Origin of the sequence: Curtobacterium subtropicum (assembly GCF_030362975.1) — a bacterium.
GTDB lineage: Bacteria > Actinomycetota > Actinomycetes > Actinomycetales > Microbacteriaceae > Curtobacterium > Curtobacterium subtropicum.
The window spans coordinates 353,068-367,217 of the sequence record NZ_JAUCMM010000001.1 but is presented as its reverse complement, the minus strand read 5'-3'; the positions used below and the strand labels follow the sequence as shown (position 1 = coordinate 367,217).

General features: G+C 71.5%; 16 protein-coding genes and 1 riboswitch. Of the genes, 8 read left to right on the top strand and 8 right to left on the bottom strand.

The features are described 5' to 3' along the window. Positions 1 to 44 precede the first annotated feature (44 nt). Positions 45 to 821: an isocitrate lyase/PEP mutase family protein gene (locus QUG98_RS01665; protein ID WP_289468899.1), complete on the bottom strand. Its 777-nt coding sequence runs from the start codon at positions 819 to 821 to the stop codon at positions 45 to 47. A 112-nt stretch (positions 822 to 933) separates the two neighbouring features. Here QUG98_RS01665 and QUG98_RS01660 point away from each other — a divergent pair, with 112 nt between their 5' ends. The 3 genes from QUG98_RS01660 to QUG98_RS01650 all read left to right on the top strand — a co-directional run bounded on the left by QUG98_RS01660 (position 934) and on the right by QUG98_RS01650 (position 2,937). Beyond that, complete coding sequence (locus QUG98_RS01660) at positions 934 to 2,121, top strand: MalY/PatB family protein (RefSeq protein WP_289468898.1); 1,188 nt, start codon at positions 934 to 936, stop codon at positions 2,119 to 2,121. A gap of 235 nt (positions 2,122 to 2,356) precedes the next feature. Next, complete coding sequence (locus tag QUG98_RS01655; protein ID WP_289468897.1) at positions 2,357 to 2,563, top strand: type II toxin-antitoxin system HicA family toxin; 207 nt, start codon at positions 2,357 to 2,359, stop codon at positions 2,561 to 2,563. Beyond that, the gene (locus QUG98_RS01650; RefSeq protein ID WP_289468896.1) at positions 2,560 to 2,937 is read left to right on the top strand and encodes a hypothetical protein; all 378 of its coding nucleotides are present in this window, start codon (positions 2,560 to 2,562) and stop codon (positions 2,935 to 2,937) included. The genes QUG98_RS01655 and QUG98_RS01650 overlap by 4 nt, the downstream gene beginning before the upstream one ends. A 10-nt stretch (positions 2,938 to 2,947) precedes the next feature. Here QUG98_RS01650 and QUG98_RS01645 read toward each other — a convergent pair whose 3' ends face one another. The 3 genes from QUG98_RS01645 to QUG98_RS01635 are packed head-to-tail and all read right to left on the bottom strand — an operon-like array spanning position 2,948 to position 4,146. Next, positions 2,948 to 3,145: a hypothetical protein gene (locus tag QUG98_RS01645; RefSeq protein WP_153001716.1), complete on the bottom strand. Its 198-nt coding sequence runs from the start codon at positions 3,143 to 3,145 to the stop codon at positions 2,948 to 2,950. Between the two features lie 17 nt (positions 3,146 to 3,162). Beyond that, entirely contained in the window at positions 3,163 to 3,633 is a 471-nt protein-coding gene (locus tag QUG98_RS01640; protein WP_289468895.1) for a GNAT family N-acetyltransferase, read from the bottom strand. A gap of 24 nt (positions 3,634 to 3,657) precedes the next feature. Next, positions 3,658 to 4,146 (bottom strand): GNAT family N-acetyltransferase, encoded by a 489-nt coding sequence (locus tag QUG98_RS01635; RefSeq protein WP_289468894.1) that lies wholly within the window; start codon positions 4,144 to 4,146, stop codon positions 3,658 to 3,660. A gap of 68 nt (positions 4,147 to 4,214) precedes the next feature. On the opposite strand from QUG98_RS01635, the gene QUG98_RS01630 reads away from it, so the two are divergent. Further along, positions 4,215 to 5,093: a LysR substrate-binding domain-containing protein gene (locus QUG98_RS01630; protein WP_289468893.1), complete on the top strand. Its 879-nt coding sequence runs from the start codon at positions 4,215 to 4,217 to the stop codon at positions 5,091 to 5,093. 117 nt (positions 5,094 to 5,210) lie between these two features. Here QUG98_RS01630 and QUG98_RS01625 read toward each other — a convergent pair whose 3' ends face one another. The 4 genes from QUG98_RS01625 to QUG98_RS01610 are packed head-to-tail and all read right to left on the bottom strand — an operon-like array spanning position 5,211 to position 7,133. Next, positions 5,211 to 5,465: a hypothetical protein gene (locus tag QUG98_RS01625; RefSeq protein WP_289468892.1), complete on the bottom strand. Its 255-nt coding sequence runs from the start codon at positions 5,463 to 5,465 to the stop codon at positions 5,211 to 5,213. After that, entirely contained in the window at positions 5,462 to 5,944 is a 483-nt protein-coding gene (locus QUG98_RS01620) for an FBP domain-containing protein (RefSeq protein ID WP_058728205.1), read from the bottom strand. Before QUG98_RS01620 ends, QUG98_RS01625 begins: the two co-directional genes overlap by 4 nt. 48 nt (positions 5,945 to 5,992) lie before the next feature. After that, a complete protein-coding gene (locus tag QUG98_RS01615) occupies positions 5,993 to 6,730 on the bottom strand; it encodes a M56 family metallopeptidase (RefSeq protein ID WP_289468891.1) in 738 nt (245 codons plus the stop codon). A 13-nt stretch (positions 6,731 to 6,743) separates the two neighbouring features. Beyond that, complete coding sequence (locus QUG98_RS01610) at positions 6,744 to 7,133, bottom strand: BlaI/MecI/CopY family transcriptional regulator (RefSeq protein WP_289468890.1); 390 nt, start codon at positions 7,131 to 7,133, stop codon at positions 6,744 to 6,746. Positions 7,134 to 7,228: 95 nt separating this feature from the next. Beyond that, a riboswitch (glycine riboswitch) is annotated at positions 7,229 to 7,319 on the top strand. 170 nt (positions 7,320 to 7,489) lie between these two features. On the opposite strand from QUG98_RS01610, the gene gcvT reads away from it, so the two are divergent. From gcvT to QUG98_RS01590, 4 genes are all read left to right on the top strand, one after another. Next, positions 7,490 to 8,593 (top strand): glycine cleavage system aminomethyltransferase GcvT, encoded by a 1,104-nt coding sequence (gene gcvT / locus QUG98_RS01605; RefSeq protein WP_289468889.1) that lies wholly within the window; start codon positions 7,490 to 7,492, stop codon positions 8,591 to 8,593. Positions 8,594 to 8,597: 4 nt separating this feature from the next. Continuing rightward, complete coding sequence (gcvH, locus tag QUG98_RS01600; RefSeq protein ID WP_224442591.1) at positions 8,598 to 8,975, top strand: glycine cleavage system protein GcvH; 378 nt, start codon at positions 8,598 to 8,600, stop codon at positions 8,973 to 8,975. After that, positions 8,972 to 11,905: an aminomethyl-transferring glycine dehydrogenase gene (gene gcvP, locus QUG98_RS01595; RefSeq protein ID WP_289468888.1), complete on the top strand. Its 2,934-nt coding sequence runs from the start codon at positions 8,972 to 8,974 to the stop codon at positions 11,903 to 11,905. The genes gcvH and gcvP overlap by 4 nt, the downstream gene beginning before the upstream one ends. A gap of 400 nt (positions 11,906 to 12,305) precedes the next feature. Further along, on the top strand, positions 12,306 to 13,934 hold the full coding sequence (locus QUG98_RS01590) for a peptide ABC transporter substrate-binding protein (protein ID WP_289468887.1): 1,629 nt from the start codon (positions 12,306 to 12,308) through the stop codon (positions 13,932 to 13,934). Positions 13,935 to 14,150 lie beyond the last annotated feature (216 nt).

The window sequence follows — 14,150 nt, the reverse complement described above, 5'->3', positions numbered from 1 at the left end:
GGCCCGTGGCGACACCGCCACGGGCCTCCCGTCCGTCACCGGGCTCAGTTGAGGACCGGGGTGTCCTCCGGCACGACGCCGTCGCCGTACAGGTCGGTCGCCAGGTCGCGGAGCGCCCGCAGCGCGACGCGCTGCGTGAGCGGGCCGTAGGAGATGCGCGCGACACCGAGCTCCTGGTACTCGGCGGCGGACAGGGCACCGGGCAGGCCGATCACCGAGAGCCTGCCGCGGCCGAGCCCGTCGACGAGTCGCTCGACCACGTCGCGCTGGATGGCACCCGGCACGAAGACGAGCGGCGCTCCGACGTCGAGGAACGCCTTGCCGCGGGCGATGGCGTCCTCGATGCTCTCGTCGATGGGGCGGTCGCCACCGCGCGCGATCGCGTCCGTGCGGGCGTTGAGCTGGAAGTCGATGCCCTCGGCCTCGACGGCGGCGGTGATCGCGGCGACGCGGGCCACGGCCTCGTCGAACGGGCGGAGCCGGTCCTCGACGTTCGCGCCGACGATCCCCGCTCCGATGGCACGGCGGATCGTCTCCGCCGGGTCGTCGTACCCGTCGTCCAGGTCCGCCGTGACGGGCAGGTCCGTGGCGGCGGCGACGGTCGCGGCACCCGCGAGGGCGACGTCGAGCGGCATCCCGCCGTCGTCGTAGCCGTGGCTCGCGGCGATGGAGTGCCCGGCCGTGGCGATGGCCTTCGTCTCCGGCAGGTCGCTGACGACCTTCGCGCTGATCGCGTCCCACACGTTCACGACGCGCAGGATCTCGGGGGCCTCGTGCAGCTGCTTGAGGGTGGTCGCCTTGTCGGCGGTGCTCGTGCTCATGGTCCCGAACCTATGCGGCGGACGCGTGGCGCGACCGGGACCGGACCGGCAGACGACGTGCGATGACGTCCGGACTCGCACCGCGCCTCCCGGTCGATGCATGCTGGGACGCATGGCGGACGACGAACAGGACCCGGTCGGCACGCTCCGCGGGGTCCGTACGAGCATCAAGTGGACGCGCTACGCGCCCGACGTGCTGCCCCTGTTCGTGGCCGAGATGGACCACGACGTCGCACCGGCGATCCGCCAGGCGCTCGTCGAGCGGGTGCAGCAGTCCGACCTCGGGTACCTCGACGGCCCCGGGCCGCTCGCGCCGGCGTTCGCGCAGTTCGCGCGCGACCGGTGGGGCTGGGCCGTCGACCCAGCGCGGGTGCACCTCGCCACCGATGTCAGCGTGGGGATCGTCGAGTCACTGCGGCTCGCGCTGCCGGACGGCGGACGCGTCGCGATCACCCCGCCGGTGTACCCGCCGTTCTTCGAGCTCGTGGAGGAGGCGCGATGTCAGGTCGAGGAGGTCCCGCTCACCGAGCAGTGGGGCGTCTACCGGCTCGACCTCGACGGACTCGAGCGCGCCTTCGCAGGCGGCGTCCGCGTCTTCCTGCTCTGCAACCCGCACAACCCGATGGGGCTCGTGCACGACCGCGCCGACCTCGAGGCGCTCGCTGGACTCGCCGCTCGGTACGACGTGCTCGTCATCAGCGACGAGATCCACGCACCGCTCACGCACCCCGGCGTCCGGTTCACCCCGTTCGCGATGGTGGGCGAGCCCGCGGGCGCCCGCAGCGTCTGCGTCACGAGCGCGAGCAAGGGCTGGAACCTCGCCGGGGTGAAGTGCTCCGTGATGGTCGCGGGGGACGACCGGACCGCGGCGCTCCTCGACACCCTGTGGGAGGAGGTCGCCTGCCGCACGAGCATCCTCGGGCTGCACGCGAACCTGGCGGCCTTCAGCCTGGCGACCGACTGGCTCGACGACGTCGTCGCGCGGATCGTCGCGAACGAGCGGTTGCTCGGCTCGCTCCTCGCCGAGCACCTGCCCGGGGTCGTCTACACGCGGCCGCGAGCCGGGTACCTGGCGTGGCTCGACTTCCGGGGGATCGGTCTGGGGGACGACCCGGCGGTGCCGCTCCGTGAGCACGCCTACGTCGCGCTCAACTCCGGGCTGGGGTTCGGCGCGCAGGGCCGGGGGTTCGCGCGGCTGAACCTGGCGTGCTCGCCGGAGACCCTGCGCGAGGCGGTGCACCGCATCGCGGCGGCCTACCCGTCGAGTGCGCAGGAAGGGCTGGTCTGGCACGTCGCGTGAGCGGCGGATGACGAGCTGTCGGTCTGGAGGCGCGACTCAGCCGCGCGCATCTGGCGCGTCCGGCGCCGGGACGTCGTTCCTGCACAGGTGGTACTGCTCGACGCTCACTCCACAACAGGGGCGAACGCTCTGCGGCATGGCCCCGGAGCGGCGAGGCTCGCGGCGTGCAGTCGACCGACCCCGTCTTGTCCAGTGCCGTTGGCCAACATTGCCTAGTCCCGGTTGGACGCGTACCGTGAAGCGGGCGGACCTGCTCCGGCGGCTCGACCGACTCGCGGCTGACACCGGGGTCGACTTCCGTCTTCACCGGCACGGCGGGCGCCACGACGTCTACCGCTTCGGCGGGGCGACGGTGATCGTGCCGAGGCACCGCGAGATCGAGGAGCAGACGGCCCGCGCGATCCTGCGGAACTGTGATCGGAAGGACTCGGGGAGACCATGAGCACTCACCACGTGCGCGCGGAACGCGGCGCCCGCTACTGGGTCGTCTGGATCGACGGCCAGCCGATGACCCAGGCGAAGCGTCAGCGCGACATCGAGCCGATGGCCCGCGACTGGCTGGCGGCGTTGCACGAGCGCGATCCGGATTCCTTCGAACTCGAGGTCGAGGTGGTGATGCCGGCGTCGGCGCGGGAGCACCTCGATCGCGCGAAGGCGCTGCGTGAGGCCGCCGAACGAGCACGGTCCGAGGCGACGCGCGAGACCGCGGCGGCGGCGCTCGCGCTGCATGAAGCGGGGCTCACGGTCCGGGAGATCGGTCCGTTGCTCGAGGTCTCGCACCAGCGAGCGCAGCAGCTGGTCGCGGCTGCACGGTAGCGACGGGGCGTCAGTCGGACGGGACGTCGACGTACTGGTTGCGGCCGACCACGCGGATGCGCAGGTCGTCGTCGCGGTCCATCGCGAGGAACTCCCGCGCGACCGGGCCGACGGACGACCACCGCAGGACCTCGGTGATCGGGGTCCCCTCGATGAACACCTGCCACACGCCGCGCTCACGGACGGCCTGCACCTCGTACGTCGCCATGCGGCGAGCGTACCGGGTCACCACAGGCGCTTCTCGTACCACCGCATGGTCGGGACGGTCCCGTCCGGCTTCGCCCAGTCCGCGGGGGCGCGGTGCGTCAGCCGCCAGCCACGGCGTTCGTAGAGCCGCCACGCGCCCGGGGTCTCCTCGGTCACGTCGAGCCGGAGGGCAGGCACGGCGCAGGCGGTTCCGGCGGCGGCTTCCGCGGTCGCGAGCAGTGCGTCGGCGATCCCGCGCCCGCGGTGGTCCGGGTGGACGACGAGCCGGGTGACCAGCGAGGCCGCGTCCCTGTCGGGAGCGGCCAGTCCGACGTGCCCGACCGCGGTACCGGACGACCACGCGGTCCAGGCGGTGAGGTGCCCGGGCGGCGTCAACCACGACGCGGGATCGTTCGGCCAGTGCGCCGGGTAGCCGTCCTGGTCGTGCGTGCGCCGCAGCACCTCGACCAACTGCCGCAGGTCGTCGTCGCTGCGCGGTCGGATGTGCACGACCGCGACGCTACCGACTCGGGGTCACACCAGGTCGAGCACCATGTGGACGTCCGCACGGACGTAGGGGCTCGGGGCGATCTCGTCGTGATCGAGGTGCCGGAAGCCGAACGCCTCGTACAGGTGCACCGCACTCGCCAGGGCACTGTTGCTCTCGAGTGCGACCCGCTGCGCGCCGAGGGTCCGGGCGCGATCGAGCGCGGCGGCGATGAGCTTCCGGCCGGTGCCGTGGCCCTGGTGAGACGGCGAGACCGCCATCTTGACGAGCTCGAACACGCGGTCGCCGACCGGCATGATCCCGATGCAGCCGATCACCTCGTCGTCGAGCCGTGCGACGAACACCGCGCCGCCGGGCTCGATGATGCGCCCGGCCGGGTCACCGAGGATCGCACGGTCCTCGTCCTCGAGGGTGAAGTACTGCTCGATCCACGCCTCGTTGAGGGTGCGGAAGGCGTCGGCGTCGGCGGCGGTCTCGAGTTCGGCGATGGTCAGCGTGGGGGTCGTCTCGGGCATGGATCCATCCTCGGGCGATCATCCGTTCGCGTCCAATACTCGTTCGTGCTGATCGATAGGCTGTGTGCATGGATGTCGATCTGCGACAGCTCCGGGCGTTCCTCGCCGTCGCCGACGAGTTGCACTTCGGGCGGGCCGCGGAGCGACTGCGCATCGCCCAGCCCGCACTCTCGCAGCGGATCCGACGGACCGAGCGTGACCTCGGCGTGGACCTGTTCGTCCGGACCTCGCGGAGCGTCGCGCTCACCGCGGCCGGTCGGGTGCTGCAGGGTCGGGCCCGGTCGCTGCTCGACCAGGCAGCGCGTGACCTCGACGAGGTCGTGCGGGTCGGACGTGGTGAGGTGGGGCGACTCGACGTCGGGTTCGTCGTCTCGGCGTTGCCCCTCGGTCCGATCGAGCGCGTCCAGGCCTTCCGGCAGCGGTACCCGCTCGTCCGTGTCGAGTTGACGGAGGGCTACTCCTCGTCGCTCCTCGCCCGCATCGTCCGGGGCGAGCTCGACCTGGCCGTCCTGCGCGACCCCGACCCGGACCCCGCCGTGCGCTTCCTGCCGTTCCGGAGGGAGCGGTTCGTCGCGGCGGTCCCGCTCGGGCACCGGCTCGCTGAGCGGACGTCGATCCGCGGCACCGAGCTGGTCGACGACCCGTTCGTGTTCTTCCCCGCCGTCGCCGGTGCGGTCGCGACCGAACGCAACCTCGCTCCCGTGGTCGTCGACGGACGTCGGCCCGAGGTCGTGCAGGAGGCCACGACGTGGGCCACCGTGCTGCACCTGGTCGGAGCGGGGCTCGGCGTGACGGTCGCGCCGGAGAGCGCGACCCTGGCGGCGCCCGAAACGGTGGTGCTGCTGCCCCTGCAGGACGACCCCGCCCGCAGTGAACTCGTCTGGGCGGTCCGAGCGGACGATGACCGCGAGATCCTCCGCAACTTCATCGCCGCGACCGAGCCCTGAGTCCCGCGGTACCGCACCGCGCCGGATCGAACCAGGGATCTGACATCGAACCAGGGCGCGCGGTCGGTTCGATGTCGGATCCGTGGTTCGACACCGGGCTCCGCAGCAGCGCGCAGGTCAGCCGAGCGGCAGCACCGGGGCCCGCTGGTCACCGAGTTCGTCCTGGTGCCACGGTCGGGCGCCGCGCAGGGTCAGCCCGAGCTGCACGAGCACGAACGCCACGTGCGGCTCGACGTCGGGGTCCCACGCTCCCTCGACACCGAGGCCGAGGGCCCCGAGCTCGTCGTCGGCCTCGTCGCGGATGCTGAGTCGCCACCGGCCGTCGCCCGACTCCTCGACGACGGCCCAGCGTGCGGTGTCGAACCGGCTCACGCGGTCTTCGAGACGTCCTCGGTGAAGTTCCGTACGCGCTGCAGCAGCGCCTCGCCGCGCATGGCGATCGTCGCCGGTGGGTTGAGGTGCGGCGGCGCGGTACGGATGAGCATCGAGCAGCCGAGGTCCTCGCAGATGTACGAGCCGATGGTGTTGCCGTTGCGACCGGACTCACCGGCGCGGGCGGCCGAGAACAGCCGGACCTGCGTGGCCGGCTGCGGCGAGTGGCAGAACGAGCACATCGCGGCGATGCCCGGGCGCAGGGACCCACCGGCGGAGCGGACGACGATGCCCACGGGGCGGTCGTCGATCCACGACACGATGTAGCCGCGACGGGCGGCCTGGGGATCGCGCCAGCCCAGGAACTCGCGCTCGTCCCACAGCATCTCGTGCAGCCCCGGGATCGGGAGCTGCTCGAGCTCGTCCGGGGTGGCGTTCACGAACGACGAACGGATGTCTGCTTCGGTCAGTGGCTTCACGGTGCCCGCAAGCCTATGCCTCGCCGCCGACAGGCGCGTCCGGCGGGTTCAGGAGAGCCGGGAGGCGCGAACCGCCCCGAGCGCGCTCGTCCCGTCCGCCACGAGCACCGCCCGCCGCAGGGCGTCACGTCCGACGCGTCGGGCCGCCGCATCATCGGCCGCGAACTCGACGAGGACGCGCGTCGACCGCGCCATGGCGCGCGCACCCGGCACCCACGGGACCGCGCGCTCGATCGACTCGGCGACCGCGACGGCCACCGCGTGGCGCTGGGTCAGGTGGGCGCGCTCGTGGGCGACCACGGCCTCCAGTTCGTCGGTCCGCAGCAGGTCCGCCAGCCCGGTGCTGACGAGCACACCGCCGGACCGGCCGGGGACCGCGCAGGCGAGCGCGTGGTCCGCCTCGACCAGGGCGACGGTCGTGCCGTCGATCTGCCGGTGCGGCGCGGCGCCCGAGCGCATGGCCTCGCGGACGGCCTCGTGCTCCGGGCCGGGACGGACCCGCACGGCGACCACGAAGGCGAGCACGGCGAGCAGCGCGACGCCGATGTCGAACCCGTGCGTGGGCGACTCGCCGAGCCCGAACGGGTCCGTGAGCGGGCGGTCCGCGACGACCACCAGGGTGATGCCGACGACGAAGCCGACCACACCGAGCAGGACTGCGACGGACCAGGACACCAGTGCGGTGCGCGGGTGGTCGATCGTCCAGGCGGACCGGGTCAGGACGCGCGGGGCGACCACCACGATGACGAGGGCGAGTGCGATGAGGACGACTCCGGCGACGACCACGCGGCGGCTTCTCTCAGGACTGGGCTCGGGCGTCGAGGGCGCGACGCAGGACGTCGAGGTCGTCCGAGGCGAGCGACCCGGTGAACTGCAGCAGGGCGGCCTCGCGGTCCGACGCGGCGGCGAGTGCGCTCGACATCAGCGATGCGGTCTGCTGCTCACGACTGTGCACGGCGCGGAAGGTCAGCGGGGCGTCGTCGTGCTCCTGCCGCTCGACCTGGCCCTTGCGGCCGAGCCGGTCGAGCACGGTCAGCATCGTCGTCAGTGCGGGCCGCGGCTCGGGGAAGGCATCCAGCACCTGGCGGGCCGTGCAGCCGTCGACGATCCCGCGGTCGGCTGCGGCGCGCAGGGTCTCGAGGACCGCCTGCTCGAGCTGCCCGCGGGGGCGCGATCGCTGTCCTGCCATCCCCGCATTCTACGAGACGTCGAAGACGGTGCCGCGACACATGCCCGAAACGCGGGGTCGGTATGCTCGGGCCTGCACAACTCAACACCGGCCGCACACCCGCCGCGGGAGAGCCGAGCGCACGCGCACGGCACCGAAGGAGCAACCTCCCCGTCAATCTCTCAGGTCCCACACCGCAGCGGACAGGCCACTCTGAAAAGCAGACACGCGTCCCCGCCGGGCGCGCGCGGTGTCTCGCCCACGGTGAAAGCCGCCGGACCTCACGGGCCGCGGTGAAACTCTCAGGCCCATGACAGAGGGGGAGTTCCCACCCGACGACGGCCGTCGGGTCCTGCCGATGCCAGGAGAACTCCGTCATGCGTTCCTCCCCACTCGAACCCGCGCACGAGGCTGCGGGCGCCACCTTCACCGACTTCGCCGGGTACCGGATGCCCGTGCGGTACTCGTCCGACCTCGCCGAGCACCACGCCGTGCGCCAGGCCGCAGGCGTCTTCGACCTGTCGCACATGGCCGAGGTCGGTGTCGTCGGCCCGGGTGCGGTGCCGTTCCTCGACCACGCGCTCGCCGGGTCGTTCGGCGCGATGCCGATCGGCCGTGCCAAGTACTCGCTGCTCCTCGCCGAGGACGGCGGGATCCTCGACGACCTCGTCGTGTACCGCACCGGCGAGGACGTCTTCCTGGTCGTGGCGAACGCCGCCAACCGGTCCGTCGCGGTCTCGGCGCTGCAGGACCGCAGCGCCGGGTACGACGTCGAGGTGACCGACGACTCGGACACGACGGCGCTCGTGGCGATCCAGGGTCCGGCCGCCGCGGGCACGCTCGACGCCCTGGTCGTGGCCGACCGTCTGCAGCCGGAGACCCCGCTCGACGAGCTCCGCTACTACCGCGTCCTGCACGCGCTGTTCGACGGCGCCGAGGTCCTGGTCGCCCGCACCGGGTACACCGGCGAGGACGGCTTCGAGATCTACAGCGACACCGAGGTCGCGTCGTCGATCTGGGACGCCCTGCTCGAGACCGGTGCCGACCGCGGTGTCGTCCCCGCCGGGCTCGCCGCGCGGGACACCCTGCGCCTCGAGGCCGGCATGCCGCTCTACGGGCACGAGCTCTCCACCGACGTCCGACCCGCCCAGGCCGGGCTCGGTCGGGTCGTCGCGACCTCGGGCTCCTTCGTCGGGGACGCCGGTGTCGAGCCCGCTCCCGGCGCCCGCGTGCTCGTCGGGCTCGTCACCGAGGGGCGCCGAGCTCCCCGTGCCGGCTACGACGTCGTGCACGACGGCACCGTGGTGGGCACCGTCACGTCCGGGGCGCTGTCCCCGACGCTCGGACACCCCGTCGCGATGGCCTTCGTCGACCCGGCCGTGGCCGACGAGGGGCAACTCCTCCACATCGACGTCCGGGGGACCGCGATCCCCAGCACCGTCACCCCGTTCCCCTTCTACCGCCGCACTCCGAGAGGCTGATCCCGTGACCGACCAGACCGCACTGCAGTACACCGCCGACCACGAGTGGGTCCTCGTCGAGGGCGACACCGTGACCGTCGGCATCACCGACCACGCCGCCGAGCAGCTCGGTGACGTCGTCTACGTCGAGCTCCCCGCCGTCGGCACCACCACGACCGCCGGGGCGCAGATGGGCGAGATCGAGTCGACCAAGAGCGTCGGCGAGCTGTTCGCCCCGATCGAGGGCGAGGTCGTCGCGATCAACGACGCCGTGGTCGACGCCCCCGACACCGTCAACCAGGACCCGTTCGGCGCCGGCTGGCTCGTGAAGCTGAAGGTCGACGGCACCTCGTTCCCCGAGGACCTGATGGACCACGACACCTACCGGGCGTCCCTCGCATGACCGGCGCGCAGCAGAACCTCCAGACGTCCTTCGCCGACCGACACATCGGCACGACGAGTGCCGACCAGCAGGTCATGCTCGACGCCGTCGGCCAGCCGTCCCTCGACGCGCTCGTCCGGGCGGCGATCCCGGAGTCGATCCACGCCGCCCCGGCCATCGACTCGGTGATCCCGGCGGCGGTCGGGGAGACCGAGGCGCTCGCCGAACTCCGGGCGAAGGCCGGGCGGAACACCGTCCGCCGCGCCATGATCGGCCTCGGCTACCACGGCACCCACACGCCCGCGGTCATCCAGCGGAACGTGCTCGAGAACCCGAGCTGGTACACGGCGTACACGCCCTACCAGCCGGAGATCTCGCAGGGCCGGCTCGAGGCGCTCATCAACTTCCAGACGATGGTGTCCGACCTCACCGGCATGGAGACGGCCGGCGCGTCGATGCTCGACGAGGGCACCGCCGTGGTCGAGGGCATGCTCCTGGCCCGTCGTGCGTCGAAGGTGAAGGGCGACGCGTTCCTCGTGGACGCCGACCTGCTGCCGCAGACCCGGGCGCTCCTCGACCACCGTGCGGATGCCGTGGGCATCACGCTGCGCGAGTTCGACGCGGTCGACGGGCCGAGCGACGACGACCTCGAGGGCGCCTTCGGCGTGATCCTGCAGTACCCCGGTGCCTCCGGACGCGTGGTCGACCCGTCCGCGACGATCGAGCGCGTGCACGCCGGCGGCGGGATCGCCGTGGTCGCGGCCGACCTGCTCGCGATGACGCTGCTGGCGAGCCCGGGCGACCTGGGTGCCGACGTCGCCGTGGGCACGAGCCAGCGCTTCGGCGTCCCGCTCGGCTTCGGCGGCCCGCACGCCGGGTACCTCGCGGTCCGCGCCGGCCTCGAGCGCCAGCTGCCCGGCCGCCTGGTCGGTGTCTCGTTCGACGCCGACGGACAGATGGCCTACCGCCTCAGCCTGCAGACCCGCGAACAGCACATCCGTCGCGAGAAGGCGACGAGCAACATCTGCACCGCGCAGGTCCTGCTCGCCGTGATGGCGTCGATGTACGCCGTCTACCACGGGCCGGAGGGACTGCGCTTCATCGCGGACCGGGTGGCCCGCACGACCTCGGCGCTCGCCGACGTCGCGCGTGCAGCCGGGCTCGAGGTCGTGCACGAGCACTGGTTCGACACGCTCACGCTCCGGGCTCCCGGCCGTGCGGCGGCGATCGTCGACGCGGCGCGCGACGCGGACCGCCTGCTCCACCTGGTGGACGCCGACACCCTGCAGCTGTCGGTGGACGAGACGACCACGCCGGAGGACGTGACGGCGCTCGCCGGCGTGTTCGGGGCGGCGGACGTGACCGTCCCGGCGACCGAGGGCGCCGTGCGCGACGCCACCACGGGCCTCCCGTCCGACCTGCTGCGCAGCAGCGAGTACCTGACGCACCCCGTGTTCAGCGCGCACCGCAGCGAGACCCGCATGATGCGGTACCTCAAGCACCTGTCGGACAAGGACTACGCGCTCGACCGGGGCATGATCCCGCTCGGCAGCTGCACCATGAAGCTCAACGCGGCGACCGAGATGGCAGCGGTGACCTGGCCGGAGTTCGCGAACGTGCACCCGTTCGCCCCGCGTGAGGACGTCGAGGGGTACCTCGACATGATCGGCGACCTCGAGTCGTGGTTGGCCGAGGTCACCGGGTACGACACGGTGTCGCTGCAGCCGAACGCCGGCAGCCAGGGTGAGCTCGCGGGGCTCCTCGCGATCCGCGGCTACCACCGGTCCCGCGGCGACCTGGACCGCACGGTGTGCCTCATCCCGTCCAGCGCGCACGGCACGAACGCCGCGTCGGCCGTGCTCGCCGGCATGCAGGTCGTCGTCGTGGCCTGCGACGAGGACGGCAACGTCGACCTCGCCGACCTCCGCGCGAAGACGGCGCAGCACGCGGACACCCTCGCCGCGTTGATGATCACGTACCCGTCGACCCACGGGGTCTACGAGCACGACGTCCGCGAGGTCTGCGACGCGGTGCACGAGGCCGGCGGCCAGGTGTACGTCGACGGCGCGAACCTCAACGCGCTGCTCGGGCACGCCCGGTTCGGCGACTTCGGCGGCGACGTCTCGCACCTCAACCTGCACAAGACCTTCTGCATCCCGCACGGCGGCGGTGGCCCCGGTGTCGGGCCGGTGGCGGCGAAGGCGCACCTCGCGCCCTTCCTGCCCGCGCACCCGATGGCGCAGCAGGCGGACCGGCGGCCCGGGTCGTCGGCGGCCGCGCCGGACGGCGCCGACGGTCGGCTCGCGCACGCGGGCGGCCCGGTCAGCGCGGCGCCCTACGGCAGCCCGAGCATCCTGCCGATCACCTGGACCTACGTGCGGATGATGGGGCTCGAGGGGCTGACCCGAGCGACCGAGGCCGCCGTGCTCGGGGCGAACTACATCGCCGCGCGGCTCCGCGAGGCGTTCCCGGTCCTGTACACCGGCGAGTCCGGCCTGGTCGCCCACGAGTGCATCCTCGACCTGCGGCCCCTGCGCGAGTCCTCCGGCATCACGGTGGACGACGTCGCGAAGCGCCTGGTCGACTACGGCTTCCACGCGCCGACCATGTCGTTCCCGGTCGCGGGCACGCTCATGGTCGAGCCGACCGAGAGCGAGGACCTCGCCGAACTCGACCGGTTCGTCGACGCGATGCTCGCCATCCGTGCCGAGGCCGCGGCCGTCGAGCGGGGGGAGTGGCCGGCGGACGACAACCCGCTCGTGCACGCCCCGCACACGGCTGCCTCCGTGATCTCCGGCGAGTGGGAGCACGCCTACACGCGTGAGCAGGGCGTCTACCCGCTGCCCGGCATCAGCACCCGGAAGTACTGGCCGCCGGTGCGCCGGATCGACCAGGCGTACGGCGACCGCAACCTGGTCTGCGCGTGCCCGCCGATCGAGGCGTTCGCCTGATCCGACCCGCCGTCCGTGTCACACGGCGGCGATCCGAGCGCTGAGCGCGTAGCGTGTGCCCTGTCCGGGACCCCGGGCAGGGCACACGTGCGTCAGGCGTCCGTGCCGGGCCGTCGAGCAGGCCGACGTCGGAGCGCTCCACCTCCTGGCGGGAGTCGTTCGGCTAGCCCATCGGTGTGTGCTCGTGCAACATCTTCGTTGCAGAAGCAACAAACCCGCTCCGGCCCCGTCAGAGCGCCCGAATCTTGCATCCTCCCGCAACGATCCTGCAACTTGGTTTCCGGTTTGTAACTGATGGCCGCAGGGTTTGGTCGGCGGTCGGAGCACTGCCTACAGTGCAAGGACAAACACGCCCGGCAGCACCTCTGTGCCTGGCGTGTCCCATGCACCAGGAGGAACCTTGATCAAGAAGCGCGCTGGGCTCTCTGCCCTCGCCGTGCTCGGGGCCACAGCAATCGCCCTGACCGGCTGCTCCAGCAACGGAAGCGGCAACGGCGGTGACTCGGGCTCGACGAACGCGTCCGGGATCGTCACCACGAACGGCTCCGAGCCCCAGAACCCGCTCATCCCCTCGAACTCCACCGAGACCGGTGGCGGCAAGATCATCACGTCGATCTTCGAGGGCCTCGTCTCGTACGACGCCGACGGCAAGCCGGTCGACGAGGTCGCGAAGAGCATCGACACCGATGACTCCAAGACCTACGACATCAAGCTCAACACCGGCTACACCTTCACCAACGGCGAGAAGGTCACGGCCGAGTCGTTCACCAAGGCGTGGAACTGGGCTGCTCAGAAGTCGAACGCGCAGGGCGCGAGCTACTTCTTCGAGAACATCGAGGGCTACAACGCCGACGCGGACTCGGAGCTCACCGGCCTCAAGGTCGTCAGCGACGACGAGTTCACCGTCACGCTGAAGTCGGCGCAGTCGGACTTCCCGCTGTCGCTCGGCTACTCGGCCTTCATGCCGCTCCCGTCGGCGTTCTACGACGACACCAAGGCGTTCGGTGAGAACCCGATCGGCAACGGCCCGTACAAGCTCGACGGCAAGAGCGCCTGGACGCACAACCAGTCGATCAAGCTCGTCACCAACAAGGACTACGCCGGCAAGCGCAAGCCGAAGAACGGTGGTCTGACGATCACGTTCTACACCTCGCAGGACACCGCCTACGCGGACGTGCAGGGCGGCAACCTCGACGTGCTCGACGCGATCCCGGACAGCGCCTTCCAGACCTACAAGTCGGACTTCCCGGACTCGAACGTCAACCAGCCCGCTGCGATCTTCCAGGCGTTCTACATGCCGTACTACCTGCAGCACTGGAGCGGCGAGGAGGGCAAGCTCCGTCGCGAGGCCCTGTCGCTGTCGGTGAACCGCAAGCAGATCACCGACAAAATCTTCGACGGCACCCGCACCCCGGCCAAGGACTTCACCTCCCCGGTGATCTCCGGCTGGAACGACAAGCTCGACGGGTCGGACGTCCTCGACTACAACCCGTCCGAGGCCAAGAAGCTCTGGGCGCAGGCCAACGAGATCTCGCCGTACGACGAGACCCTCACCATCCAGTACAACGCCGATGGTGGCCACGAGGCATGGGTGACCGCGGTCACCAACTCGATCTCGAACACGCTCGGGATCAAGGCCGAGGGCAAGGCCGTGCCGACGTTCCAGGAGGCCCTGGACACGCAGACGCAGGACAAGCTCACGGGCGGTAGCCGTACCGGTTGGCAGGCCGACTACCCGTCGCTGTACAACTTCCTCGGCCCGACCATGGGTGAGGGCTCGTCCAGCAACTACGCGCGCTACGACTCGACCGAGTACAACGACCTGCTCGCCAAGGGCCGTTCGGCTGCGACCGTCGAAGAGGGCAACAAGTACTTCGACCAGGCCCAGGAACTCCTGTTCAAGGACCTGCCGGAGATCCCGCTGTGGTACTCCAACGTGACCGGCGTCTGGTCGGCTGACAACGTCAAGAACGTCAAGTTCGGTTGGGACTCCGTCCCGCTGTACTACGACATCGAGGTCACCAAGTAACACCGGTCCCGCTGCGGTCCAGTACCGCTGGGACACACCGCGAGCAGGTATCCTGCTCCGCGGCCACCGGACGGGGGTCCGGAGACCACACGGTCTCCGGGCCCCCGTACCTCGGCGGCAACACAACCCCCACCACCGCGGGCGCCGCCGCCCGCACCGGACACCCGTGCCGACCCGCGAGCCGTCCACCCCTCACGACATGAACCAGAACGACAC

What these genes read in the sequence shown, in the direction of transcription:
- QUG98_RS01665 (WP_289468899.1), bottom strand. Translation starts at nt 821, where the DNA reads ATGAGCACGAGCACCGCCGACAAGGCGACCACCCTCAAGCAGCTGCAC.
- QUG98_RS01660 (WP_289468898.1), top strand. Translation starts at nt 934, where the DNA reads ATGGCGGACGACGAACAGGACCCGGTCGGCACGCTCCGCGGGGTCCGT.
- QUG98_RS01650 (WP_289468896.1), top strand. Translation starts at nt 2,560, where the DNA reads ATGAGCACTCACCACGTGCGCGCGGAACGCGGCGCCCGCTACTGGGTC.
- QUG98_RS01645 (WP_153001716.1), bottom strand. Translation starts at nt 3,145, where the DNA reads ATGGCGACGTACGAGGTGCAGGCCGTCCGTGAGCGCGGCGTGTGGCAG.
- QUG98_RS01635 (WP_289468894.1), bottom strand. Translation starts at nt 4,146, where the DNA reads ATGCCCGAGACGACCCCCACGCTGACCATCGCCGAACTCGAGACCGCC.
- QUG98_RS01630 (WP_289468893.1), top strand. Translation starts at nt 4,215, where the DNA reads ATGGATGTCGATCTGCGACAGCTCCGGGCGTTCCTCGCCGTCGCCGAC.
- QUG98_RS01610 (WP_289468890.1), bottom strand. Translation starts at nt 7,133, where the DNA reads ATGGCAGGACAGCGATCGCGCCCCCGCGGGCAGCTCGAGCAGGCGGTC.
- gcvT (WP_289468889.1), top strand. Translation starts at nt 7,490, where the DNA reads ATGCGTTCCTCCCCACTCGAACCCGCGCACGAGGCTGCGGGCGCCACC.
- gcvP (WP_289468888.1), top strand. Translation starts at nt 8,972, where the DNA reads ATGACCGGCGCGCAGCAGAACCTCCAGACGTCCTTCGCCGACCGACAC.